The sequence below is a fragment of the Actinobacillus lignieresii genome, assembly GCF_900444945.1.
Classification (GTDB): domain Bacteria; phylum Pseudomonadota; class Gammaproteobacteria; order Enterobacterales; family Pasteurellaceae; genus Actinobacillus; species Actinobacillus lignieresii.
The window spans coordinates 1,248,312-1,271,950 of the sequence record NZ_UFRM01000001.1; the positions used below are offsets into that span (position 1 = coordinate 1,248,312).

The window sequence follows — 23,639 nt, forward strand, 5'->3', positions numbered from 1 at the left end:
ACACCTTTTGCTATAAATTTAAATTTTAAAATAAATCGAAAATTGGCGGCAAGATTACCTTATTTAGGGTATTCATTCTAGTGCTATTTCATCTTTTTTTGATCTAATCAAGCAAAATGTCCAAGGCTAAATCCAACGCCTTGAAGAATTTCTCCAATTCGTCGGGCGAAGTATAATGCGCCAACGAAATTCTTAGTGTGCCTCTTTGTTGCAAATAATGCAGATACGGCTTCGCACAATGCTCTCCGCTACGTAATGCGATTTTACTTTCGGTCATAATCGCCGCAATATCGGCATGATGAATCCCGTCAAATGCAAAACTAATGGTAGAACAATTCGGCTGAGAAAAAATTCGAATATTTTTATACTTTTTTAACCGCTTGTAGGCTTCTTCCGCCAGATTATCCACAACATGATTCAATGCTTCGAAATCCCATTGTTCGAGCCATTCCAATGTTTTGCCGAAGCCGATAATTCCGGCGATATTCGGCGTACCGGCTTCCAAGCGATAAGGTAAAGCGGCAACGGAAAGTGCGGATTCCGAAATATCTTCCAACATTTTACCGCCGAAAAACAGCGGTCGAATTTGCTCTAAACTTTGCAATTTTCCGGTTAAAACACCGACACCGGTCGGCCCATACATTTTATGCGCCGAAAAGGCATAAAAATCCGCATCCAGTTTTTGTACGTCCACTTTTTCGCAACATACCGCTTGCGCGCAATCTAATAAAATTTTTGCATTGGAACGACGGCGAATAATCGGGATCAGCCGTTCGACCGACTGACGTACGCCGGTTACGTTTGAAACTAAATTCAAGGCAACGATTTTAGTTCTTTCGGAAACGGCTTGCGTTAAAGCGGTCGGATTTAACTGAAAATTTGCATCTAACGGCAACACAATTAATTTCGCTTGCTTACGCTGTGCTAACTGCTGCCACGGAATAAAATTCGCATGATGTTCGGCAACCGAAATCACTATTTCATCTCCCGCTTCCAGTAAATGTTCCAAACCGTACGCCACCAAATTAATCGCATGGGTGGTACCGCTTGTCCAAATTACCGCATTGCGAGATTCCGCATTAAAACGAGAAGCGACTAAATCTCTCGCTCGCTCATAAGCTCGGCTTTGTATCAGATCGTATTGGCTGCGATGTACCGACCCAGCCGAAGCATAAAATTCGACCGTACTATCAATGAGAACCTGTGGTTTTAAAGTCGTGGCGGCGGAGTCCAGATAACTCCATTCCGCTTGTTGTTGAAAAAAAGGAAACTGAGATCTAAACGCTTCCGTTTGCTGCATATTCATTAACGCACCGCCTCCCGATACAATTTATTACAAGGAATACCGTCACGATTACCGTCCATCGTTTTAGAACCGCATAGATCGAAATAACGCTTCGCACTTTGGTAATCACTAAAATCACGACAATGTAATATTTTATGACAATCTACGGTTTTTGGTTTGCCAAGCGGTCGTTTTTTCCAAATATTTTGCCAATTCCAATCAGAATCGGATCGCTTGTCAGACTGATGAGCTTGTCGCCATTGCGCAGGATTAATCGGCGATTTATCTTGCCACAATCCTTGCTTTTCTCGCTTTGCTTTTTGCATGGCTTCTTCATAAATCGGCAAAGTCTCACGGTATGCCCACGCCATACCTTTTTGCACTAATAATAAATTGATATTACGTTCTTGCTCGTCATAAATCACCGCCAATAAACGTTGATAGCGATCATAACCTTGGCTATGCAACATAACCTGCTTTTTAAACACTAAATTTGCCAATGTTTGTTTTGCTTTATTACCGTAGGGCTGAGCCGATTCCGGCGCATCAATATGTAGCAAACGTACTTTAAGTGGTTTACGCTTATGTAAGCAGGTCAGCGTATCACCGTCACTAATTCCCACCACTTTGCAACTGATTTCATTGCCTGAAGCGGCATAGAGAAAGGGAGAGATTAAATTAAAAAAGACGAATAAAATTAAAGAATAAATAACTTTCATACAAAATAAAAAAGTGTAGGTATTACCCTACACTTTAACAGATTTTCAATCAGTCGGTGCGAATCTTATTCCAGTTCGCCGTTTTTTAAGCGCGTAAAATAGCTTTTCGTTTCTTCGATAATGACTTTACGTAACGCAATTAATGCGATGAGATTCGGAAACGCCATCAAACCGTTTACGATATCCGCAATCGTCCAAATTGTATTTAATTGTAAGAACGGTGCGGAAGCAATTAATAAGATAAACAGTAAACGATAGAATTTAATTCCTTTGGTTCTGCCGTTCGTGAGGTACACGAAACAACGCTCACCGTAATAGCACCAGCCCAAAATAGTGGTAAAGGCGAAGAAAATCAATCCGACGGTAACGATGACCGCCCCGAACGAGCTGTCTAAACCTTGGTTAAAGGCAAGATTGGTTAATTCAGCCCCTTCGGCTTTACCGGTCCAAGCGCTGGTTAATACGATAACTAAACCCGTCATAGTACACACAATAATCGTATCCAAGAAAGTACCGGTCATGGAAATTAAACCTTGGCGTACCGGCTCTTTAGTTTGTGCCGCCGCTGCCGCAATCGGGGCCGAACCTAAACCCGATTCATTCGAGAAAATACCGCGTGCCACCCCTAATTGAATTGCTTGCATTACGGTAAAACCGAAGGCTCCGCCCAATGCGGCTTCCGGATTAAACGCCGCATGCACGATTAACACGATTGCATCCGGTACTTTTTCCGCATTCATAATTAATACGCTGACAGATGCAATCACATAAGCGACCGCCATAAAAGGTACGATAATCGATGCGATTTTAGAAATACGTTTCACACCGCCTAAAATGATCGAAGTCACGACTAAGGTTAAAACAATCGAACTAAATACGACCGGTATATCGAAAGTCGATTCTAACGAATGAGTAATACCGTTTACTTGCGGGAAGGTACCAATCCCTAATAAGGCAACCAATACACCAAAAAATGCAAATGCTTTTGCCAGCCATTTCCAGTTTTTACCCATTCCCATTTCGATATAATACATCGGGCCGCCGGCGACAAAACCGTCTTTATCACGACCACGGAATTTAATCGCCAATAAACCTTCCGCATATTTGGTCGCCATACCGAATAAAGCAATCAACCACATCCAGAATAATGCGCCCGGTCCGCCCGAATGAATAGCGGTCGCTACGCCGACAATATTACCGGTACCGATGGTTGCGGCAAGTGCGGTCGAAAGTGCGGCGAAAGCGGAAATATCGCCGGATTGTCCTTTCCCTTTTTCCGGTTTGAACATATAGACGAATGCACGCGGAAGCTGCGAGATTTGAATACCTTTCAAAGCGCAAGTCAGATAAATACCGACACCGGAAAGTAAAATTAAAAGCGGAGCGCCCCAAATAAGGCTATTAATTTGATTAAGAATTGCGTCAAATGACATGATGGTTCCTCGTAAACATAACTTACAAGGAAAGAAAAGCAGGCTATAAGCGGTCGAATTTCGCCAAAAATTTGCAAAATCCTAAACACAAATAGAAAATAGGTTGTACTTTTCTCCCCTGTCCTTTTGCCTGAGCGTTTCATGCTTACGCACTTGCGCCTTCGGCGTCCATTTTCCATTAACTACATGGATTGGATCTCTCCAAGGGTTCGTCCAGTAACTGTCCTCGCTATTGCTAGCACCTGAAAGATTTTACCTCGTCGGTAGAGCTTATCGCTCTTCTCCAGCTACCTTCATCCGAACGTATCTTTTAAAAAAAGAATGTGCGGAATTCTACCGATTCTTTAAAAATCGTCAATAGCCTAAAAACATATTTTTAAGCAAACGTTTGCTTTTTGCTTATAGTTTACACAATCCAATAAAAAAGCGACCGCTGTTATGATATTGGCGATCGCTTTTTCACCTTTAACGACGAATCGGTACTTCTTCTATATCACCCAGTAATACCGCATAACGACGGGTCGAACGGCTTGACTCTAAAGCGATTTTTAACGCCATCGTAAGCGGTACGGACAACAACATACCGACCGTACCTAATAACCAACCCCAGAATAATAAAGACAAGAACACGACAAGGGTTGAAAGCCCGAGACGTTTACCCATCATTTTCGGCTCCAAGACATTACCGAATAACATATTGATGCCAACTACCCCAATCAATACGCCGATACCGACGGAAAATCCGTTTAATAAAAGCGCTTGTAATACAATCGGAATACCGGCTAAAAACGAACCGATATTCGGAATATAATTCAGTAAAAAAGCAAGTGTCGCCCAAAGCACCGCATATTGCACATCAAGCACGATCAATAAAATCCAAATCGAGATACCGGTTAATGCACTCACAACCGTTTTTACCCCTAAATAGCCGATAACTCCGTCTAATACTTGATTAAGATAATATTCTTCATTCGACAAATCATCATCCGGACTTAATGCCAAAGCCAGTTTATATTTAGCCATCGGTGATTCGAACAACATAAAAATCACCACTAAAAATAACACGAAAATATTCGACACCACACCGGAAAAGCTAAGCAGCAAACGGCTGACAAAATTCATAACTACGCTTGGGTCGAATTTATTCAGCACATCTTCTTGGGTAATACTAATCGGTAAATTATAGGCTTTAATCAAAGCAAAAACCGTGTCCAAACGCTCCGTTAATAGCACCTTATATTGCGGAATCGAAGCGGTAAATTCCTGAATCGCCCCATTAAACATTCCGGCCAGAAAGAAGAAAATTAAAACGATTAAACCGAGTAATAAACCGATTGCCAGCCCTAACGGAATATGACGCTTGGTCATAAACTTAATAATCGGCGAGCAAATAATCGCAATAAATAATGACAACAAGAAAGGAATAATAATCTCCCCCGCCATTTTTATACCGGCGAGAATCACTATAATTGAGGCCGTAGCAACCAATACTTTAGTTAATGAAGATCGATGTTCCATAATGCTCCGAAAACAAGCGGTCAAATTTTGATAAATTTTTACAATTCACACATCATAAACAAAGAGGCGATTACTCAATCGCCTCTTCAATCGTTATTTATACTCTAAATGGTATTTTTTCTTAAGTCCGTTTAAACGTGATACAGCCATTTTGGCTTCTTCCAATTTATCTTGTTTAGCCAGTTCTTCCGCTTTCTTCACTTCGTCAATCACTTCTTGCATACCTGCTTGATAGCCTTTGAATAGTTCTTGATCACCGCCTAAACTTGCCGGCATCGTATTTTTAGCTTTTTCCGCTTGTACTAAGAATTGTTTTGCCGATTCTTGAAACTCCGTAGCCGTTTGAGCTCGAGTAAAGGCACTCATATACTTGTTCATTTGGAACATTTCCATCATCACGCCGTTTGCTAATGCAGCCGATGAAAATGCAAGCATCGCCACCGCTAACGTTTGTTTAAATTTATTCATCATTTTTCCCACATGTTAAGTGATAGATTAAAAAATCGTATTCTAATCTATCTATATCTTGCTAGAAAGCAATATTTGCTAGAAAATAGACAACTTTACACGCTCTACCTGTAGAGCGTACTGACTTGTTATCAGAAGAGAATAAACCTATGTCCGAATTAAAATACCCGAAACCCGAATTACTCTCGCCTGCCGGCACCTTAAAAAATATGCGCTATGCGTTTGCTTACGGTGCAGATGCCGTTTATGCCGGCCAGCCACGCTATAGTTTACGTGTCCGTAATAATGAATTTAACCATGCCAACTTACAAATTGCGATTGATGAAGCGCATAGTTTAGGCAAAAAATTCTATGTGGTGGTGAATATTGCGCCGCACAACTCAAAGCTAAAAACCTTTATCAAAGATCTTAAAGTTGTGGTGGATATGAAACCGGATGCACTGATTATGTCCGATCCCGGCTTAATTATGCTCGTGCGTGAAAACTTCCCAGAAATCGATATTCACCTTTCAGTACAAGCGAATGCGGTAAACTGGGCGACGGTAAAATTCTGGAAACAGATGGGGCTTACCCGTGTCATTCTTTCACGTGAATTATCATTGGAAGAAATCGAAGAAATCCGCCAGCAAGTGCCGGATATCGAGCTTGAAATCTTCGTACACGGCGCACTTTGTATGGCATATTCAGGTCGTTGCCTATTGTCCGGTTATATCAATAAACGTGACCCGAACCAAGGTACTTGTACCAACGCTTGCCGTTGGGAATACAAAATGGAAGAAGGCACAACAGATGAAGTCGGTAACATCGTGCCGCAATCCGCCGTTCAACGTTACGAGCCGGAAATCGAAGTGAAAAATATTGCCCCGACATTAGGCGAAGGTTCACATACCGATAAAGTTTTCCTATATACCGAGCCAAACCGTCCGGACGAGCAAATGACCGCATTTGAAGATGAACACGGCACTTACTTTATGAACTCAAAAGACTTACGAGCCGTACAACACGTGGAAAGATTAACCCAAATGGGCGTCCACTCACTTAAAATTGAAGGGCGTACTAAGTCGTTCTATTACTGTGCACGTACCGCTCAAGTTTATCGTAAAGCGATTGACGATGCGGCGGCAGGTAAACCGTTTGACGAATCATTAATGGATACCTTGGAATCGCTTGCTCATCGAGGCTATACCGAAGGCTTCTTGCGTCGTCATACCCATGACGAATATCAAAACTACGAATACGGCTACTCGATTTCGGACCGCCAACAATTTGTCGGCGAATTTACCGGTAAACGTAACGCCGAAGGTATGGCGGAAGTCGCGGTTAAAAATAAATTCCTCGTGGGGGATTCGGTAGAAATGATGACCCCGAAAGGTAATATCGTGTTTAAAATCGAGCGTATGCTAAACCGCAAAAATGAACAAGTGGAAGCGGGGCTTGGTGACGGGCATTTCGTCTTTTTAGACGTGCCGGCGGATGTTGATTTGGACTACGCACTTCTTATGCGTAATCTTGTGGATGCGAATACCAGAAATCCGCATAAAGCGTGATCTTCCTCACAAAATAAGCAATGTATGAAAAATGTTGCAAATTTGTTATTGAATTTAAACACAAGATACATATAATTTTGCACAGTACTCAAAGAAGTATGACTCCATAATAAATTTCACCCCTCAGGAACGAGGGGTTTTTTTATGTTTATTCAAAAAATTTATATAACTAAATCGCCTTTTCTTTCCTCTCCTCTACAATTTTTAAGTATAATAACTCGTCATTCTTTTTATATGGAACATGCTATGTTAGCGCGAGTTAAATCTTATAATAACCAACTCTATTCAATCCTAATCGGTCTGTTTTTTATTTTGGCGCTTCCTTTAAAAATCAGTTATAGCCTAATTCCGATTCTATTGGCTGTTTCAGGTATTGCGTTACTTGTTCCCCATATTAAATCCCGTACTTTTAACTTAGATAAAGCGGATAAATGGCTGATTGCTTCGTTTGTCTTTTACTTTACGCTTTGTGTGATTTCATTCATGACGCATAAAGGCAAATTCAGCGAGCTTGATCTACCGAGTCGAGCCGTTCTCACTCTGCCGATTCTAGCCGTATTGTATAAAAAGCACATTCAACAAGTATGGATCCTATATGCTATTCTAGCCGGCGGTATTGTGGCGGGAGTCGTCAGTATCATTCAAGTTTTCGGTTTTGATCTTGATAAGCCCTTTCCGAAAACGATGCATATCCAAGCCGGTGATATGGCAATGTCTTTAGCTATGTTCTCATTTTGCGCATTATTTTATTTCCATGCGCAGAAACAACGTCTATTGACCGTTACTTGTTTAATCGCCGGATTACTTGCGATGATTGCCAGTTTCCTAACGACCGCACGCGGTGCTTGGATCGGTGTTCCGGCTGTGCTTGCGGTCATTTTCTTGTTAAACCGTAAGAACTTATCCAAATGGGTCGTTACCAGCGTACTTTTAATCACACTTTCCGGCGGATTCTTTGCTAAAGAGACGATTTACCAGCGTTATCTTGAAGCGAAAAGCGATATTTCCGCTTATGTAGATCGTTCAAATACCAGCACCTCCGTCGGCGCTCGTTTTGATATGTGGAAAAGTTCGCTACTGGGCATTCAAGAAAAACCGCTATTCGGTTGGGGGTTAGAAGGCGCTAAAGAAATGCGTAAACAGCACTTTGAGCAAGGAAAGATTTCCCAGTACGCATCCGGATTTGCACACGCGCATAACCAATATTTACACGATACCGCAACCAGAGGCGTATTAGGATTAATCGCTTTATTAGCTATTTTATTTGTACCGCTTAGCTCGTTTTGGCGCAATATACGACAAGCCGCACCGAATTCGTTAGCTCACTTATGGGGCGTTCTCGGGATTACGCATATTTTATTAATGATGAGCTACTTTTTAACTCAAGCGTTTTTATCGCATAATTCTGGCGTAATGTTTTATTTTACCGTTACGCTTATTTTCCTAGGATTACAAAAAACCGCACAAAATCAATCGCTTGTAGGAACTCAATAATGTTACGTATTTTCTATACCGTTATCAGTTACATTATTCAACCGTTCATCTTACTGATGATGTGGAAACGCGGTTATAAACAACCGGCTTATCGTCATCGTTTATTTGAACGTTACGGTTGTTATCATGAATTGGCAAAGCCCGTAGCGGGCGGTATTATCGTGCATGCCGCCTCAGTGGGAGAGGTTATCGCCGCAACACCGTTAATTAGGGAAATTCAAACCGCCTATCCCGAGTTGCCGATTACGGTTACAACCGTTACGCCGACGGGATCCGCGCGGGTCAAATCCGCTTTCGGCAATAGCGTGTCACATTTTTATTTGCCTTATGATTTACCCGATGCCATTTTACGTTTTCTAAACTTTATCAATCCTAAATTGATGATTGTAATTGAAACCGAATTATGGCCGAATCTTATTCATCAGGTTCATAAGAAAGGCATAGCCTTTATCATTGCTAATGCTCGACTTTCGCCTCGTTCCGCCAAACGCTACGGTTGGATTAAGCCTAGCGTCGAACATATGTTAAATAAAATCTCATTAATTATGGCGCAAGATGCGGTCAGTGCCGAACGCTATTTAGCATTAGGTTTTTCTCCCGAAAAATTGGTCAATACCGGTAACCTGAAATTTGATTTGGAAATTACCGATACGTTACGTCATAAAGTGGATAATACGAAACAAGAGTTGAATTTGGCTAACCGCCCGGTTTGGATCGCCGGCAGCACGCATGAAGGTGAAGAAAAGCTGATCCTAGACGCACATAGACAACTTCTCTCTCAATGGCCGGATTTAGTACTAATTTTAGTGCCGCGCCACCCCGAGCGATTCGGAACGGTGGAGGAATTATTAGTCAAATCCAATCTCAATTATATAAAACGTACCGATAAACATCCGTTAAAACCCAATACTCAGGTTCTACTCGGCGATACCATGGGAGAAATGATGCAATTATACGGGTTAGCTAAAATTGCTTTTGTCGGCGGAAGTTTAGTCAAACACGGCGGACATAACCCGTTAGAACCGATTGCTTTTGAACTTCCGGTTATTTCCGGTGTACATACATTTAATTTTCCGGAAATTTTTGAAAAATTGCGTTATGTGAAAGGGGTGGTAGAAGTGAAATCCGATGCGCAAGACATCGCACAAGCGGTACACTTTTTACTCAGCAATGAGGATGTTTGTCAAAAAATCAGCCAAGCAGGGTTCGATGTTTTACAAGAAAATCAAGGCGCTCTCAAACGCCATATGGCACTTATCGCCCCTTACTTAGAGAAATAAAATGAGCTATACCGTTATTTATGCAGGGACTTTTGATCCCATTACCAACGGACATTTAGATATTATCGAACGAGCGTCCGAGCTATTCGGACAAGTGATTGTCGCCGTTGCGAAAAACTCGAGTAAACAACCGTTATTCTCACTTGAAGAACGAACTGCTTTGGTGCGACAAAGTTGCGCTCATTTAGCTAACGTACAAGCGGTCGGATTTAGCGGATTACTTGCGGATTTTGCCAAACAACACCAAGCGAAAGCATTAGTCCGAGGGATCCGTGGCAGTGATGATATTGAGTATGAAATTCAGCTTGCTCAACTGAACGATAAATTATCCGGACGACTGGACACCGTGTTTTTACCGCCGTCCGTCACCTGGCGTTATTTATCTTCGACAATGGTACGTGAAATTTATCGCCATCAAGGCGATGTGGCACAATTTGTGCCTAATGCGGTACTTTGCGCCTTAAAAGAAAAGGAATAAATATGAGTAAATTAGATAACCAAAATCTTATATGGATCGATTTGGAAATGACCGGACTTGATCCGGAAAAAGAGCGTATTATCGAAGTTGCGACGATTGTAACGGATAAAGATTTAAATATTTTAGCCGAAGGTCCGGTATTAACCGTTCATCAATCGAACGATTTGCTTAATAAAATGAGTGATTGGTGCATTAAAACGCATACGGAAAACGGCTTAATCGAACGCGTAAAACAAAGTAAATTAACCGAACGTGCGGTCGAATTACAAACCATCGATTTTTTAAAACAGTGGGTGCCGAAAGGTGCTTCGCCGATTTGCGGTAACAGCGTAGCGCAAGATAAGCGTTTCTTGTATAAATATATGCCGGATCTTGCCGATTATTTTCATTATCGCCAGTTGGATGTGAGTACTTTAAAAGAACTTGCGCGCCGTTGGAAACCGGATATGCTGAATGCCTTCAACAAAAAAAATACGCATTTGGCTTTAGATGATATTCGAGAATCGATCGAAGAATTAAAATTTTACCGTACCCATTTTATTAATTTAGAGAAATAACCGTCCGATGTCCGATTTAGTTACTTTTTATTTTCCCGATGAAAACCGAATGTTGCAATTCGGGCAACAATTTGCCGACGCAATAAGAACATACCTTGAACAAGATTCCGCGCATTGTTGCGTTATTTATTTAAACGGTGAACTTGGTGCCGGAAAAACCACTTTAACTCGTAGTATCGTGCGAGCCTTCGGCCATCAAGGAAATGTGAAAAGTCCGACTTATACGTTAGTGGAAGAATACCAATTAACGCCTTTGTGTTTATATCACTTTGATCTCTATCGCCTAGCCGATCCCGAAGAATTGGAGTTTATGGGGATTCGAGATTATTTCCGCCCTCAAACGCTTTGTTTACTCGAATGGGCGACTAAAGGTAAAGGCGTTATTCCGCCGGCGGACATTATTATTCAAATCGATTATGCCGAGCTTGGACGTAATCTCACCTTGCAACCTCAAAATGAAATCGGTGATCAAATTATTGCAAAATTTCTGAATAACCAGACCGCTTAACCAAAAGGAAAAAAATGAACAAGTTAATAAATTATATTGCAGTTAGTTTATTTGGCTTAATGATTAGCTTAACCAGTTATGCAAAAGTCGTCGTCGTTATCGATGCGGGACACGGCGGTAAAGACCCGGGTGCAATCGGTAAAACCTTAGGAATTAAGGAAAAAGAAGTGACGCTCGGTATTTCGAAAGAATTAAAAGCATTACTTGATGCGGATCCTAATTTTAAAGCGGTCATGACACGTAAGAGCGACTACTTTATTCAGTTACCGAATCGTACGGAAATCGCCAGAAGAAATAAGGCGAATTACCTTATTTCCATCCATGCGGATTCATCACCTAATTCGAGTAGCCAGAAAGGCGCTTCCGTATGGGTGCTTTCCAATCGCCGAGCCAGTGACGAAATGGGGAAATGGCTTGAGGATCACGAAAAACAATCCGAATTGTTAGGCGGTGCGGGATCGGTATTATCCAATAATAACGAACGCTATCTGAATCAAACCGTGTTGGATTTACAATTTTCTCATTCTCAACGTTCCGGTTATGAATTAGGAAAAAGTATTCTCTCGCGTATGGGAAATATCACGACATTAGCCAAAAGCGCTCCTCAGCATGCCAGTTTAAGCGTATTACGTTCGCCGGACATTACTTCCGTATTAGTTGAAACGGGATTCCTATCCAATTCGACGGAAGAGCAACAGCTGGCAAATCCGGCTTATCGTCGTAAAATCGCTCGAGCGATTTATAACGGCTTAGTCGCTTATCGTGCTCGTTATACCAACGGTTCGTCTAAAGCAACAGCTAGTACCGAAACGAAGAAAGAACAATCCGCCGCTAAAAAACAAAATAGCGAAAAAGCAGATAAATCGGTAAAAAAAGATAATGAATCCGATAAAGCAAATAACGCTATTAAAGATAAAAAATCAGAGGGGAAAGAGAAACAAAACAAAACACAAACTAAACAGGGCGAAAAGTTAAAAGAAGAATCTTCGTCTAAACGCCCGGAAATTCAAAAATCAACCACCGGTTACCATATTGTTCAGCAAGACGAAACGCTTTACTCTATTGCTAGAACATATAAAACGACACCGGAAAAATTAAGTAAACTCAACAATATCAAGAACAACAATATTACCGTCGGCAAAAAATTAAAAGTACGGTAAAAATAAATAGCGGTCATTTTTACAAAATAAATTGCAAAAATGACCGCTATTGCTTGGTATTAAATACTTACGGACGGATTAACGCCATGCTTTAAATTGATTAATTAAACCGTTAGTCGAACTGTCGTGACTGCTAATTTTCTCCGCATTTTGTAACTCAGGTAAAATACGATTTGCGAGTTGTTTACCTAACTCTACGCCCCATTGGTCAAAGCTGTAGATATTGAAAATTACCCCTTGTACGAAGATCTTATGTTCATACATCGCAATTAACGCACCTAAAGTGAACGGTGTAATTTTTTGCACTAAAATTGAGTTGGTCGGTTTATTACCGGTAAATACTTTAAACGGTACGATTTCCGCAACATCCGCTAAATTTTTACCTGCCGCTACAAATTCCGCTTCAACGGTTTCTTTCGATTTACCGAACGCAAGCGCTTCCGTTTGTGCAAAGAAGTTAGATAATAATTTTGCATGGTGATCGCCGACCGGATTATGTGTTTGTGCCGGTGCAATAAAATCACAAGGGATCAGTTTCGTACCTTGGTGAATTAATTGATAGAAAGCGTGCTGACCGTTAGTACCCGGTTCCCCCCATACAATCGGTCCGGTTTGATGCGTTACCGGACTGCCGTCACGACCGACGAATTTACCGTTTGATTCCATATTACCTTGTTGGAAATAGGCTGCAAAGCGATGTAAATATTGATCGTAAGGTAATAACGCTTCGGTTTCCGCACCAAGGAAATTGCTGTTCCAAATACCGATTAACGCTAATGTTGTCGGGATATTTTGCTCAATCGGCGCAGTACGGAAATGTTTATCCATTGCATGAGCGCCTGAAAGCAACGCTTCAAAGTTCTCAAAGCCTAATGATAAAGCGATAGAAAGACCGATTGCCGACCATAATGAATAACGACCGCCTACCCAGTCCCAGAATTCAAACATATTTGCCGTATCAATCCCGAATTTCGCGACTTCTGTCGCATTAGTCGATAATGCGGCAAAGTGTTTCGCCACTGCCGATTCATCTTTTGCCGCCGCTAATAACCACTCGCGCGCGGTTAAAGCATTGGTCATCGTTTCTTGAGTAGTAAAGGTTTTTGAAGCAACTAATACTAATGTCGTTTCAGGATTCACTTTTTTCAGTACTTCCGCAATATGCGTACCGTCTACATTTGACACAAAGTGCATATTCAAATGATTTTTATATGGACGTAACGCTTCGGTTACCATATAAGGACCTAAATCCGAACCGCCGATCCCGATATTAATCACATCGGTAATTGCTTTTCCCGTATAGCCTTTCCAACTACCTGAAATAACACGCTCACAGAAATCTTTCATTTTCGCCAATACCGCATTCACTTCCGGCATCACATCTTTGCCATCAACAAGTACAGGCGTATTAGAACGATTACGTAATGCGGTGTGTAATACCGCACGATTCTCGGTACGATTGATTTTTTGACCGGAGAACATCGCTTCGGTTGCAGAAGCTAAACCGCATTCGTTCGCTAACTGACGTAATAAAGCTAAGGTTTTTTGGTTAATTGCATTTTTAGAAAAATCGACGAGAATTTGCTGTTCAAAATTTAAGTGATATTTGTCAAAACGATTAGCATCTTCGGCAAATAGCTGAGGAATATTTAAATTACCCGCTTTATGCTGCTCTAAAGCGGACCAAGCTGCAGTTTGGGTTGGGTTAATATTTTGCATTTGGACTATCCTTTTGCTGATTAAAATTAAAATAAATTACTCTTGAGATTGACGAGATTCGAGATCATTCAACCGTTTTTCTAATTCATTAAGTTTTTCGCGGGTACGGAGTAATACTTGAGATTGCACATCAAATTCTTCACGGGTAACAACATCAAGTTTAGCTAATTGGGCTTGGAGGATTTGCTTAAATTTTTCTTCGAGATCATTACCGACATTTTTTAAAGGTTGAGGCAATGCATTATGGAGCTGTTGAGCTAACTGCTCAAAATTCTTAGGATTTAACATTTACTTTCTCCTTATGGGATAGCTTTTAATTCTAATTAATTTTATGCGAAAGCTAAAGAAAATAATAAGGATTATTATGTATAAATCAAAAAACGGATAAGAATAATATTGAATAGTAAGATGGCTGGGGTACTAGGATTCGAACCTAGGGATGCCGAGATCAAAACCCGGTGCCTTACCGCTTGGCGATACCCCAAAAGAAAAAAACTAACTTAACGTTAGCTTATTCGGTGTGATAATTAGATGGCTGGGGTACTAGGATTCGAACCTAGGGATGCCGAGATCAAAACCCGGTGCCTTACCGCTTGGCGATACCCCAACACTAATTGTTATAAATCGATAAATGGTGCGGGAAGAGGGACTTGAACCCACACACCTCGCGGCGCCAGAACCTAAATCTGGTGCGTCTACCAATTTCGCCATTCCCGCAAATGGTGGCTACAGCGAGATTCGAACTTGCGACCCCAACATTATGAGTGTTGTGCTCTAACCAGCTGAGCTATGTAGCCATTTAATTTTGCGTTCACCATATCGGTTTACGGGGTGTATTATGCTGATTTTATTTTGCCTCGTCAAACACTTTTTTAAAAAAAAGTCAGAAATTTGATTATTTGGCTATACATTGCTCATTTTGTCATAAAAATAACTAAATTTTGCTTATTTTATAATAGGTTATGAAATCTTATTTTGCATTTTCCATTTCACTTTTCAATTGTTTAAGCACTTTTTCAACGTTCGGAAATTCATTTTCCCAAAGTTTAAATGCAAAGCCTGCCTGACCGACCAACATGCCCAAACCGTCTTGATAACGCACTGCACCGCACTCACGCGCATAATTTAAAAACGGTGTCCGCATATCCGGCGCATATTGCATATCATAAACCGCAGCACTTTTTAAAAGATGAGCCGCAACAGGCACATATTTACCTTGTAAGCCTAAAGATGTCGCATTAATAATCAAATCAAATTCTTGCTCTGCGATTTGCGCTAATGAAGCGGTTTGAATTTTGCCGTATTTTGCAAATTTCTCGGCTAAATGAACCGCTTTCTCTAACGTTCGGTTATAAATGGTAATTTGCTGCTTAGCTTTTAAAAGAGGGAAAAGTACACCCTTGGTTGCACCTCCCGCACCTAAAATCAATACTCGTTGATTAGGCTTTATCCAACCTAAACGCTCTAAATCCGAACAAAGCCCGAAACCATCGGTATTATCCGCATATAAACGCCCATCTTCCAAACGTTTTAAAGTATTACAAGCTTCAGCTAACAAACAACTTTCACTATATTCATCCGCAAGTGAGAATGCGCGTTCTTTAAACGGCACAGTAATATTTGCTCCTTTCGCTCCCTCTGCAAAAAACTGCATAAGCTCGTTTTCAAAATTCCTCTCATCGCCTAGCTTTGCAATATAGCTAATCAACTTGCCGGTTTGCTCCGCAAAAAGTTGATGAATACGGGGTGATTTACTTTGTGCGATCGGATTGCCCCAAACAGCGTATTGATTCATCTTATCCTTTCCTAAAAATATGTTGAGTGAAAATATCTCGGATTTCGGAAGGATTGTTTTTTCCGCCGGTATCCGCTTCCAATACCGGAAAATCCGTTCCGAACTGCAATTTGACTTCATCCGCCGTTCGACACGGTTCTTGTCCGGTTAAATTACAACTGGTCGAAGTCAAAGCAAAACCGCTTGCTTGACAAAGCTCAATCACTGCCGGTACTCGGCATAAACGTACGGCAATCGTATCAAATTGTCCGGTCAAATATTGAGGGACATCTTTTTTAGCCGGCATGACCCAAGTAATCGCACGCTCCGAAGGTTTTTCAAAAATTTGCCAATGCGCTGCGGTTAATTTACTTTCATCAATATAAGGAAGTAATAGCGCTTTGGTCGGAGCGATAAGAATCAGCCCTTTTTCTTCAGGACGATTTTTTAATTTTAACAAAGCTCGAACAGCCGACTCGCTATTAGGATTACAGCCAAGGCCAAATACCGCTTCGGTAGGATAAGCGACCACGTTATTCCGCTTTAAGTGCTCAACAATATTTTCTAAGTTATTCATTTTCTTCACTAAATAGAGATTGGCATGATTTATTTGCACAGAGATACATCGATTTGCCACGTTGCTTTTTCAATGTTGCGATTGGACACTGACATTGAGGACAAACTTTTGCTATAGGTTTAGCTGCCAAAGTAAACTTACAACTAGGGAAACCACCGCAGCCATAAAACGTTTTACCTGAACGTCCTTTTCGCGCCACTAATTTATGCATTTTGCACTCCGGACAATCAAATTCTTCTTGTTCTTCCGGCTCATCATGTACGGTGAAATGACACTCCGGATAATGACTACAACCAATGAAGATCCCAAAGTTACCCTGTTTTAATTGCAAAAAATGCCCGCATTCGGGACAAATTTCCGTTAAATCTTTAATTACGCGGTTAGTCTGATGTAACGGTTTGATATAGTTACATTGCGGATAACCGCTGCAACCTAAAAATAAGCCTTGTTTCCCTCGTTTAATTTGTAATGCAGAACCACACTCAGGACAAAGTTCTACTTGTTTCGTTGATTTAAAAAGACTCATTCAATTAATTCAAACTCAATCACAAAAAAGTCATTATCATTCGGATAAATATCTCTGATGACTTGCTTCAGCTCTGCTAACGACATATTTTCTTGTTTAGCGTGTTGCTCATTTAATTGCTCGAAACGGATAGGCGTAACGGAAATTACTCGAATATCAGCAAAGAAACGATCAGTTTCATGAGTAAAAACTTTTAGCGCTTGCTGAAGCTGAAAATAAGATTCGGATTTATCTCGAATAGTAATGGTTTTGTTACCGGCTAAAATATCCGCCTCAAAACGGCTAAAAAAAGTAATCTTATTCGTATTCTGTATCATTGTAATCTATTTCCATTAGGTGACTGAAATGGTCGTTATAAAATCCTCGGCTAAGCATAAACCGCCACATTTTTTGCTTAGCTTTTATATCCCATACAAGCGGTCGTTTTTTTTCAAAAATTTGCTCGGCAAGTATAAACCAATCAATCTCGGCATTATCCAATTCTTGGCTTATCAACCAATCTTTAATCCCTTTGAGTTTCAACTCTTGTTTTAATCGGCGAGGCCCAATTCCTTGCTGTGAACGGTAACGAATAAAACCGGCACAATAGCGCTCATCACTTTGCCAATTATTACTTTGTGCTCGTTCAATAGCCTGCTCTATTTCTTCTTGGCTATATTCTTTTTGAACTAATTTTCGTCGTAAATCTTGTTCACTATAATCTCGCTTAGAGAGTAAATATAACAGATAATTTATTGCCGTGTAGCTAGCCATACCTAAAATCATTCAATATAAAAAACAAATGCGGTTTCTACCTTCGCAGAAACCGCATTTTTACTATAGTTCTTCTTCGTTAAATTCTTCGTCTTCAAAATCGTTCACATCATCGGCATCTAATACGTTCTGCTCGCCTGCCGATGTTTTTTCCGGTGTTGAAATGAGTAACTCACGAATTTCTTGTTCAATTTTATTTGCAATCTCTGTGTTCTCTTTTAACCATTTGATTGCATTATTTTTACCTTGGCCGATTTTCGTACCTTCGTATGAGAACCAAGCACCCGCTTTTTGGATAAAGCCATTTGCTTCGGCAAGAATTAATAATTCATTCATGCGTGAAATACCTTCACCATACATAATATCGAATTGAACTTCACGGAACGGCGGCGCAACTTTATTTTTCACAATTTTCACTTTCGTTTCGCTACCGACCACTTCATCGCCGTCTTTTACTACACCTGAACGACGAATGTCTAAACGAACCGAGGCGTAGAATTTAAGTGCATTACCGCCGGTAGTAGTTTCCGGATTACCGAACATCACACCGATCTTCATACGAATTTGGTTAATAAACACCACTAAGCAGTTGGTCGCTTTAATGTTTGCCGTTAATTTACGTAACGCTTGTGACATTAAACGTGCTTGTAGGCCCATATGAGAATCGCCCATATCGCCTTCAATTTCCGCTTTCGGCGTTAATGCGGCAACCGAGTCCACAATAATTACATCAACCGCACCGGAACGAACCAACGCATCACAAATCTCGAGCGCTTGTTCACCGTTATCCGGTTGTGAAATTAACAATGCATCGGTATCCACGCCCAATTTACGAGCATAAACCGGATCAAGCGCGTGTTCCGCATCAATAAACGCACAAGTTTTACCTGATTTTTGTGCTTGCGCAATGACCGATAAAGTCAGCGTCGTTTTACCTGAAGATTCCGGCCCATAGATCTCAACGATACGTCCCATCGGTAAACCGCCGATACCTAATGCGGCGTCTAAACCGATTGAACCAGTTGAAACCGCTTCAATATCAAGCGCTTGCGTGTCGCCTAAGCGCATAATAGAACCTTTACCAAATTGTTTTTCAATTTGGGCAAGAGCAGCAGCTAATGCTTTTTCTTTTTGTTCCGGATCGATTTGTTTTGTTACTGTATTCTTTTGCGCTTTTTTGTTATCCGCTGCCATAGTATTGTCCTTTGCAAACTTTTTTGAAAAAACGACCGCTTGTCGTCAATTAACTGTGTATTATTATAGTGTTTACTTATACAGTTTCAAGCATTTTTTTACTGTTTTTCGATCTATCCGGCAAAATTGATCGCTGAAATCGGTAAAGCTCTTTGTAAATCAAAAGGATTAAGCGCATTTACCATCATAATTTGTTCATACTGAAGCAAATCTTGCGCTGTAATTTGCACCAAATCAACCACACCGGTTTCAACCAGTTTAGTCAGCTGCGTACCTTTTAATAAATAATCTTGCGAGCTAAACCACTGTCCTTGTTTTAAAAACAGTAAATTTCCAATCGTACAATCGCTCACCTTGCCATTATTGATAATAATCACTTCATCAGCTTGCAAAGTTTTGAGCGAATCCAACCGCTTGCGATCACTATATTTAAAGCGGTAATCCAAATCCTCGGTGTAAACACATTGGAAAGAGTTGATCTTACGTGGCGAATAAAGGGAAAATTGCTGCTGAAACTCGCTCGCATTGTAATCAATGCGGCAGCGTACACTGCCCTGCTGAAATTCGTCCGGCACACAAATCACCTCAGCTAATTGCCACTGTGGTTGCTCATTAAAATATTGTTTAATCGCACTTTCAAAGCGTTGCTGATGATAAGCTAAATTCTTCGGTTCGCCATCAATAATTGCAATCGTTTCAAACAATGGAAATCGGCACATACACTTTCTCCAACAGCTCGTTATATTCATCGTTCAACACGCTTTTTGCGGTAATACCGCCGCCACTACGGAACAAAAATTGTTCGCCGTTTTGCTCAATAAAGCGAATCGCCACCGCACTCTCTAAATTTTCACCGTCAAAATAGCCGAAAATACCGGTGTAATAACCTCTCTGCCCGATTTCCGCTTGTTGAATAATTTCTACGGTTTTCTCCTTCGGCGCCCCGCTAATTGAGCCTGCCGGCAGGAGCTTAGCTAATAGTGAACCCACACTCGCTTGCCAATTTTCGTTTAGCTCGCCGCAGATTTCGGAACTGGTTTGATAAATAGCACCACAGTAGGTATCCACTTTTTCTAAATAACGATATTTCGTCACCTGAATATTTTGTGAAACTAACGCCAAATCATTACGAATCAAATCTACAATCGTATTATGTTCGGTAAATTCTTTATCTGATTGCATCAGCTTTTCCGCCGCATTTGCCTCATTCGCATTGATTGTGCCTTTCATCGGGTAAGAATAGATTTTATTTTGTTGAATCCGCACAAAAGTTTCCGGCGAAAAACAAACAAACTGCCCCTTCAGCCATAATTTATATTTTGCCGAACTGGCGAAAAACAGCTCTTCTAAACTGTAATTGGTTTGAATTTCAGTCGAATAAGTTAAATTCAATAAATAACTGTTTCCGGCTTGGATTTCCTTTTGAACAAGCTCAAAACCTTGCTGATAGGTTTCAAACGAAATGGGATTGATTTGAAATTCAAACGGCTTGCTAACGTTTTGTGGTTGAACATTCGATTTGCAAAAAAAATCGAAAAACAGACCGCTTGCCGCCGCTTGTTCTAGCGGGCAAATAATCGGTTTTTGCTGTTCAAAATCAATTAAAAAGAAAAACGGGCTTTTCTGTTGCCCGAGTTGATTGGCGGTTTGGATAAAATGTTGCATAAACTCAAAATGTGACGAATATTGCCGTTATTCTAGGGGAATTTCCGCCAATTTAGCAACGTTCTTTCACTTTTCATTTTTCGCCGGATTGCTATAATACTGTATATTTTTCTATTAGATTCAGGTTTACCTTTATGATTATTGACGAAATATGGTTTTATGTGGCGATTGCCGTGCTACTGGTTATCGCCGTTTTTCTGTTTTTTCTGCAATCACGCTACCAACGTGATGCGTTTGAACTTTCGCAAGATTTGGCCAAAGCACAAGCCGATCTCGCTCAAATTAACCAAAAATTTGAGCAACTTTCTGCTGAAAAAAGTCAGATCGAACAATGGGCAATTCAGTATAAAACACAAGCCCAAGCGGGTATTGAACGAATTAGCGAAAAAGAAGCGCAAATTAACCGCTTGCACGGCAAAATTGAAGAAGCGGAACAGCAAGAACAACAATTAGAACGCTATATCAATGAGCTTAAAGAGCGTATCGGTGCATTCCAAGCCAAGTCGGAAAGTTTAGAAGAACAATTACAATTTAATCAAAATGTACTTTCGCATAAAGAACGTGAAAGCCAATCGCTTTCGGCTCAACTTAGCCAAACGCAAAATGAATTAACCGAATTGCGTACCTCACTCTCAGAAAAACAAGCAAATTTTGAAGCGCAACAACGCAATTTTATCGAGGTAAAACAACAGCTTAATGTTGAGTTTCAACATTTGGCACAGCAAATTTTGGAAGAAAAAACCAAAAGTTTTACCGCGAGCAATCAATCTTCGTTAGATGCCCTGTTAAAACCGTTTAAAGAACAAATTGAGGGCTTCCAAAAACGAGTAAATGAAGTGCATAGCGAGTCGCTAAAAGGCACGGCAAGTTTAGAAGCCGAACTGAAAAGGGTGCTACAAATCGGTGTGTCGATGTCGGAAGAGGCACAAAACCTCACCAACGCGCTTAAAGGCAACAATAAAATCGCCGGTAATTGGGGCGAAGTACAGCTTGAATCGGCACTACAAGCGGCTGGATTATTAGCCTGCGAGCATTATGTGGCTCAAGAAAGTTTCCGAGATCAGGAAGGCAAACGCTTTGCACCAGACTTTGTGGTACATTTACCCGATCAAAAACACTTAATTATTGATAGTAAAGTATCGTTGCTGGCTTACGATCAAGCGGTCAGATCCGAAGAAAATTTTGCAATTGCCCAAGCGTTAGACGAGCATTGCAAATCACTCCGCACGCATATTGACGGCTTATCGAAAAAGAATTACAGCAGTTTACAAGGAGTGAAAAGTCCGGATTTCGTGTTGATGTTCGTACCGATTGAGCCGGCTTATATTGAAGCGATGAAACACGATCCGCAGTTATTTAATTACGGCTATGAACGTAATGTGATTTTAGTTTCTTACACCACTTTAATGCCGATTTTACGCACCGTTGCAAATTTATGGCGAATTGAGCGAGGTAATGCCGAAGCGCGTGAAATCAGTGAAAAAGCAAGCGAAATTTATAATCAAGTGTGTAGCGTTGCCGACCGTTTGGCAAAATTGGGCAATACGCTCAATACGGTAAATAACCAATATAATCAGACGGTAACCTCATTAGTCGGACGCCAAGGCTTAGTCGGCAAGGTGGAACGCTTCCAGCAACTTTCCGCCAAAGCGAGCCAAACGATGCCGGCGGTTGAGATGCTCACCAATGATTTTGATACCAATAAACTCACACTAATTGCAGAAAAGATTGAAGATAGCAATGCAGCAAACAATGAAGAAAGCCACTAATTTATTAATTATCGATAACCACGATTCGTTTACTTTCAATCTGGTTGATCTGCTACGCAAAATTGGCGTGCCGATGAAAGTGGTTTTAGTAGAACAATTAGTGCTTGATAAGGTGGAAAACTTTAGCCATATTCTGATTTCACCCGGTCCGGATGTACCAAGAGCTTATCCGAAAACCTTTGAAATGTTGGAACGTTTTCAGCAGACTAAATCGATTTTGGGCGTGTGTTTAGGTCATCAGACGCTGTGTGAATTTTTTGGCGGCGAGCTATACAACTTGAATGAAGTCAGACACGGACAACAACGTCCTTTGATCCAAATTAGCGACAACCCGATTTTTGACGGTTTACCCGAGCGTTTTAACATCGGCTTATATCATTCGTGGGCAATTTCGCAAAAATCATTGGAAAACACACCGCTTGTTGCTACGGCGGTTTGCGATCAAAATGTTTTGATGGCATTTAAACATCAGCATTTACCGATTTACGGTGTGCAATTCCACCCCGAATCTTTTATTACCGAATATGGCGAACAGATGCTACGAAACTGGCTGCAAATTGATTATTAAAAGAATTTCTATTCACATTAAATTAACAAATATCTTTGCTTTATTGTAAGGACATCACTAACCGGCTGTCTAACCACCATCCATTTTACTTGAGGATTAATAGAATGAAGCTAAAAACATTTGCTCTTGTCTCGCTACTGGCAAGCGGTTTGGCGAACGCCGAAACTAATTTAAAACCGACGGTTTTTGAAAGTAAATTCGATTTTCAGAAAACCGTGGAAACATTGGAAACCGGCTTTAAAAATAAAGGCATGATGATTTTTACCAAAATCGATCATCAAGCCGCTGCGAAAGCCGCCGGTCTTGAAATGCAACCGGCAACCGTGATTGTTTACGGTACGCCGAAAGCCGGTACGCCGTTAATGATAAAAGATCCGACTCTCGCATTGCAATTACCGTTAAAAGTATTAATCACGGAGCCGACCAAAGGCAAAGTGGAAGTGATGTTGCATAAGGCGGAACAAGTCGTCGCCCATTCAAATACCCCTTATTCAGCGGTAGAAAACAGTTTAGCGAAAGCTGAAAAATTAATTGAAGCCACCGTTGCCAAATAACTTTTCCTCTTGATAAATAAGCGGTCATTTTTTTAGTAAATTTTGTTACAAAATCGACCGCTTTATTTGTTTTTATCTCCAATTCCTGCCAAT

25 protein-coding genes, 4 tRNA genes and 1 riboswitch are annotated in these 23,639 nt (G+C 40.8%); of the genes, 10 read left to right on the forward strand and 19 right to left on the reverse strand.

The window, feature by feature from the left end:
* Positions 1–103: 103 nt before the first annotated feature.
* From DY200_RS05625 to DY200_RS05645, 5 genes are all read right to left on the reverse strand, one after another.
* Positions 104–1,306 (reverse strand): aminotransferase class V-fold PLP-dependent enzyme, encoded by a 1,203-nt coding sequence (locus DY200_RS05625; protein ID WP_115587232.1) that lies wholly within the window; start codon positions 1,304–1,306, stop codon positions 104–106.
* The gene (locus tag DY200_RS05630; RefSeq protein WP_115587233.1) at positions 1,306–2,004 is read right to left on the reverse strand and encodes a thermonuclease family protein; all 699 of its coding nucleotides are present in this window, start codon (positions 2,002–2,004) and stop codon (positions 1,306–1,308) included. The genes DY200_RS05625 and DY200_RS05630 overlap by 1 nt, the downstream gene beginning before the upstream one ends.
* Before the next feature lie 65 nt (positions 2,005–2,069).
* Positions 2,070–3,437 carry an alanine/glycine:cation symporter family protein gene (locus tag DY200_RS05635; RefSeq protein WP_115587234.1) on the reverse strand — a complete coding sequence of 456 codons (1,368 nt, stop codon included), beginning with the start codon at positions 3,435–3,437 and terminating at the stop codon, positions 2,070–2,072.
* Positions 3,438–3,545: 108 nt separating this feature from the next.
* A riboswitch (glycine riboswitch) is annotated at positions 3,546–3,652 on the reverse strand.
* 250 nt (positions 3,653–3,902) lie between these two features.
* Complete coding sequence (locus DY200_RS05640; protein WP_115587235.1) at positions 3,903–4,955, reverse strand: AI-2E family transporter; 1,053 nt, start codon at positions 4,953–4,955, stop codon at positions 3,903–3,905.
* A gap of 93 nt (positions 4,956–5,048) precedes the next feature.
* Positions 5,049–5,423 (reverse strand): cytochrome b562, encoded by a 375-nt coding sequence (locus tag DY200_RS05645; RefSeq protein ID WP_115587236.1) that lies wholly within the window; start codon positions 5,421–5,423, stop codon positions 5,049–5,051.
* A gap of 149 nt (positions 5,424–5,572) precedes the next feature.
* Between DY200_RS05645 and trhP the strand changes: the two genes are divergently transcribed.
* The 7 genes from trhP (at position 5,573) to DY200_RS05680 (ending at position 12,447) form a co-directional block, all read left to right on the forward strand.
* Positions 5,573–6,970 carry a prephenate-dependent tRNA uridine(34) hydroxylase TrhP gene (trhP, locus tag DY200_RS05650; RefSeq protein WP_115587237.1) on the forward strand — a complete coding sequence of 466 codons (1,398 nt, stop codon included), beginning with the start codon at positions 5,573–5,575 and terminating at the stop codon, positions 6,968–6,970.
* 246 nt (positions 6,971–7,216) lie between these two features.
* A complete protein-coding gene (locus DY200_RS05655) occupies positions 7,217–8,464 on the forward strand; it encodes an O-antigen ligase family protein (protein WP_115587238.1) in 1,248 nt (415 codons plus the stop codon).
* Positions 8,464–9,744: a lipid IV(A) 3-deoxy-D-manno-octulosonic acid transferase gene (gene waaA, locus DY200_RS05660; RefSeq protein WP_115587239.1), complete on the forward strand. Its 1,281-nt coding sequence runs from the start codon at positions 8,464–8,466 to the stop codon at positions 9,742–9,744. Before DY200_RS05655 ends, waaA begins: the two co-directional genes overlap by 1 nt.
* 1 nt (position 9,745) lies before the next feature.
* Entirely contained in the window at positions 9,746–10,222 is a 477-nt protein-coding gene (gene coaD / locus DY200_RS05665; RefSeq protein ID WP_115587240.1) for a pantetheine-phosphate adenylyltransferase, read from the forward strand.
* 2 nt (positions 10,223–10,224) lie between these two features.
* Positions 10,225–10,779: an oligoribonuclease gene (gene orn, locus DY200_RS05670; RefSeq protein WP_115587241.1), complete on the forward strand. Its 555-nt coding sequence runs from the start codon at positions 10,225–10,227 to the stop codon at positions 10,777–10,779.
* Between the two features lie 7 nt (positions 10,780–10,786).
* Complete coding sequence (tsaE, locus tag DY200_RS05675; RefSeq protein ID WP_115587242.1) at positions 10,787–11,287, forward strand: tRNA (adenosine(37)-N6)-threonylcarbamoyltransferase complex ATPase subunit type 1 TsaE; 501 nt, start codon at positions 10,787–10,789, stop codon at positions 11,285–11,287.
* 14 nt (positions 11,288–11,301) lie between these two features.
* Positions 11,302–12,447, forward strand: a complete 1,146-nt coding sequence (locus tag DY200_RS05680) for an N-acetylmuramoyl-L-alanine amidase family protein (RefSeq protein ID WP_172539911.1) — start codon at positions 11,302–11,304, stop codon at positions 12,445–12,447.
* Positions 12,448–12,525: 78 nt separating this feature from the next.
* On the opposite strand, the gene pgi is transcribed toward DY200_RS05680, so the two are convergent.
* The 14 genes from pgi to DY200_RS05750 form a co-directional block, all read right to left on the reverse strand.
* Complete coding sequence (gene pgi / locus DY200_RS05685; RefSeq protein ID WP_115587243.1) at positions 12,526–14,166, reverse strand: glucose-6-phosphate isomerase; 1,641 nt, start codon at positions 14,164–14,166, stop codon at positions 12,526–12,528.
* Positions 14,167–14,202: 36 nt separating this feature from the next.
* Positions 14,203–14,454: a ubiquinone biosynthesis accessory factor UbiK gene (gene ubiK, locus DY200_RS05690; protein WP_005598032.1), complete on the reverse strand. Its 252-nt coding sequence runs from the start codon at positions 14,452–14,454 to the stop codon at positions 14,203–14,205.
* A 121-nt stretch (positions 14,455–14,575) separates the two neighbouring features.
* Positions 14,576–14,650: transfer RNA gene (locus DY200_RS05695), tRNA-Gln, on the reverse strand.
* Between the two features lie 48 nt (positions 14,651–14,698).
* A tRNA-Gln gene (locus tag DY200_RS05700) sits at positions 14,699–14,773 on the reverse strand.
* A 25-nt stretch (positions 14,774–14,798) separates the two neighbouring features.
* Positions 14,799–14,883, reverse strand: a tRNA-Leu gene (locus DY200_RS05705).
* A 3-nt stretch (positions 14,884–14,886) separates the two neighbouring features.
* Positions 14,887–14,963: transfer RNA gene (locus DY200_RS05710), tRNA-Met, on the reverse strand.
* Between the two features lie 173 nt (positions 14,964–15,136).
* On the reverse strand, positions 15,137–15,961 hold the full coding sequence (gene aroE, locus DY200_RS05715; RefSeq protein WP_115587244.1) for a shikimate dehydrogenase: 825 nt from the start codon (positions 15,959–15,961) through the stop codon (positions 15,137–15,139).
* A gap of 1 nt (position 15,962) precedes the next feature.
* On the reverse strand, positions 15,963–16,517 hold the full coding sequence (tsaC, locus tag DY200_RS05720; RefSeq protein ID WP_115587245.1) for an L-threonylcarbamoyladenylate synthase type 1 TsaC: 555 nt from the start codon (positions 16,515–16,517) through the stop codon (positions 15,963–15,965).
* Positions 16,510–17,043 (reverse strand): DNA topoisomerase family protein, encoded by a 534-nt coding sequence (locus tag DY200_RS05725; RefSeq protein ID WP_115587246.1) that lies wholly within the window; start codon positions 17,041–17,043, stop codon positions 16,510–16,512. The genes tsaC and DY200_RS05725 overlap by 8 nt, the downstream gene beginning before the upstream one ends.
* Positions 17,040–17,360 (reverse strand): N(4)-acetylcytidine aminohydrolase, encoded by a 321-nt coding sequence (yqfB, locus tag DY200_RS05730; protein WP_115587247.1) that lies wholly within the window; start codon positions 17,358–17,360, stop codon positions 17,040–17,042. The genes DY200_RS05725 and yqfB overlap by 4 nt, the downstream gene beginning before the upstream one ends.
* Entirely contained in the window at positions 17,341–17,796 is a 456-nt protein-coding gene (recX, locus tag DY200_RS05735; protein WP_172539926.1) for a recombination regulator RecX, read from the reverse strand. Before recX ends, yqfB begins: the two co-directional genes overlap by 20 nt.
* A gap of 63 nt (positions 17,797–17,859) precedes the next feature.
* Positions 17,860–18,990 (reverse strand): recombinase RecA, encoded by a 1,131-nt coding sequence (gene recA / locus DY200_RS05740; RefSeq protein ID WP_014991950.1) that lies wholly within the window; start codon positions 18,988–18,990, stop codon positions 17,860–17,862.
* A gap of 113 nt (positions 18,991–19,103) precedes the next feature.
* Positions 19,104–19,709 (reverse strand): aminotransferase class IV family protein, encoded by a 606-nt coding sequence (locus DY200_RS05745; RefSeq protein ID WP_115587249.1) that lies wholly within the window; start codon positions 19,707–19,709, stop codon positions 19,104–19,106.
* Positions 19,687–20,655, reverse strand: a complete 969-nt coding sequence (locus DY200_RS05750) for an aminodeoxychorismate synthase component I (RefSeq protein ID WP_115587250.1) — start codon at positions 20,653–20,655, stop codon at positions 19,687–19,689. The genes DY200_RS05745 and DY200_RS05750 overlap by 23 nt, the downstream gene beginning before the upstream one ends.
* 134 nt (positions 20,656–20,789) lie before the next feature.
* Between DY200_RS05750 and DY200_RS05755 the strand changes: the two genes are divergently transcribed.
* The 3 genes from DY200_RS05755 (at position 20,790) to DY200_RS05765 (ending at position 23,546) form a co-directional block, all read left to right on the forward strand.
* A complete protein-coding gene (locus DY200_RS05755) occupies positions 20,790–22,424 on the forward strand; it encodes a DNA recombination protein RmuC (RefSeq protein WP_115587251.1) in 1,635 nt (544 codons plus the stop codon).
* On the forward strand, positions 22,396–22,992 hold the full coding sequence (locus tag DY200_RS05760; protein ID WP_115587252.1) for an anthranilate synthase component II: 597 nt from the start codon (positions 22,396–22,398) through the stop codon (positions 22,990–22,992). Before DY200_RS05755 ends, DY200_RS05760 begins: the two co-directional genes overlap by 29 nt.
* 104 nt (positions 22,993–23,096) lie before the next feature.
* Entirely contained in the window at positions 23,097–23,546 is a 450-nt protein-coding gene (locus DY200_RS05765) for a DUF302 domain-containing protein (protein WP_115587253.1), read from the forward strand.
* Positions 23,547–23,639 lie beyond the last annotated feature (93 nt).

What these genes read in the sequence shown, in the direction of transcription:
- DY200_RS05625 (WP_115587232.1), bottom strand. Translation starts at nt 1,306, where the DNA reads ATGAATATGCAGCAAACGGAAGCGTTTAGATCTCAGTTTCCTTTTTTT.
- DY200_RS05630 (WP_115587233.1), bottom strand. Translation starts at nt 2,004, where the DNA reads ATGAAAGTTATTTATTCTTTAATTTTATTCGTCTTTTTTAATTTAATC.
- DY200_RS05635 (WP_115587234.1), bottom strand. Translation starts at nt 3,437, where the DNA reads ATGTCATTTGACGCAATTCTTAATCAAATTAATAGCCTTATTTGGGGC.
- DY200_RS05640 (WP_115587235.1), bottom strand. Translation starts at nt 4,955, where the DNA reads ATGGAACATCGATCTTCATTAACTAAAGTATTGGTTGCTACGGCCTCA.
- DY200_RS05645 (WP_115587236.1), bottom strand. Translation starts at nt 5,423, where the DNA reads ATGAATAAATTTAAACAAACGTTAGCGGTGGCGATGCTTGCATTTTCA.
- trhP (WP_115587237.1), top strand. Translation starts at nt 5,573, where the DNA reads ATGTCCGAATTAAAATACCCGAAACCCGAATTACTCTCGCCTGCCGGC.
- DY200_RS05655 (WP_115587238.1), top strand. Translation starts at nt 7,217, where the DNA reads ATGTTAGCGCGAGTTAAATCTTATAATAACCAACTCTATTCAATCCTA.
- waaA (WP_115587239.1), top strand. Translation starts at nt 8,464, where the DNA reads ATGTTACGTATTTTCTATACCGTTATCAGTTACATTATTCAACCGTTC.
- coaD (WP_115587240.1), top strand. Translation starts at nt 9,746, where the DNA reads ATGAGCTATACCGTTATTTATGCAGGGACTTTTGATCCCATTACCAAC.
- orn (WP_115587241.1), top strand. Translation starts at nt 10,225, where the DNA reads ATGAGTAAATTAGATAACCAAAATCTTATATGGATCGATTTGGAAATG.
- tsaE (WP_115587242.1), top strand. Translation starts at nt 10,787, where the DNA reads ATGTCCGATTTAGTTACTTTTTATTTTCCCGATGAAAACCGAATGTTG.
- DY200_RS05680 (WP_172539911.1), top strand. Translation starts at nt 11,302, where the DNA reads ATGAACAAGTTAATAAATTATATTGCAGTTAGTTTATTTGGCTTAATG.
- pgi (WP_115587243.1), bottom strand. Translation starts at nt 14,166, where the DNA reads ATGCAAAATATTAACCCAACCCAAACTGCAGCTTGGTCCGCTTTAGAG.
- ubiK (WP_005598032.1), bottom strand. Translation starts at nt 14,454, where the DNA reads ATGTTAAATCCTAAGAATTTTGAGCAGTTAGCTCAACAGCTCCATAAT.
- aroE (WP_115587244.1), bottom strand. Translation starts at nt 15,961, where the DNA reads ATGAATCAATACGCTGTTTGGGGCAATCCGATCGCACAAAGTAAATCA.
- tsaC (WP_115587245.1), bottom strand. Translation starts at nt 16,517, where the DNA reads ATGAATAACTTAGAAAATATTGTTGAGCACTTAAAGCGGAATAACGTG.
- DY200_RS05725 (WP_115587246.1), bottom strand. Translation starts at nt 17,043, where the DNA reads ATGAGTCTTTTTAAATCAACGAAACAAGTAGAACTTTGTCCTGAGTGT.
- yqfB (WP_115587247.1), bottom strand. Translation starts at nt 17,360, where the DNA reads ATGATACAGAATACGAATAAGATTACTTTTTTTAGCCGTTTTGAGGCG.
- recX (WP_172539926.1), bottom strand. Translation starts at nt 17,796, where the DNA reads ATGGCTAGCTACACGGCAATAAATTATCTGTTATATTTACTCTCTAAG.
- recA (WP_014991950.1), bottom strand. Translation starts at nt 18,990, where the DNA reads ATGGCAGCGGATAACAAAAAAGCGCAAAAGAATACAGTAACAAAACAA.
- DY200_RS05745 (WP_115587249.1), bottom strand. Translation starts at nt 19,709, where the DNA reads ATGTGCCGATTTCCATTGTTTGAAACGATTGCAATTATTGATGGCGAA.
- DY200_RS05750 (WP_115587250.1), bottom strand. Translation starts at nt 20,655, where the DNA reads ATGCAACATTTTATCCAAACCGCCAATCAACTCGGGCAACAGAAAAGC.
- DY200_RS05755 (WP_115587251.1), top strand. Translation starts at nt 20,790, where the DNA reads ATGATTATTGACGAAATATGGTTTTATGTGGCGATTGCCGTGCTACTG.
- DY200_RS05760 (WP_115587252.1), top strand. Translation starts at nt 22,396, where the DNA reads ATGCAGCAAACAATGAAGAAAGCCACTAATTTATTAATTATCGATAAC.
- DY200_RS05765 (WP_115587253.1), top strand. Translation starts at nt 23,097, where the DNA reads ATGAAGCTAAAAACATTTGCTCTTGTCTCGCTACTGGCAAGCGGTTTG.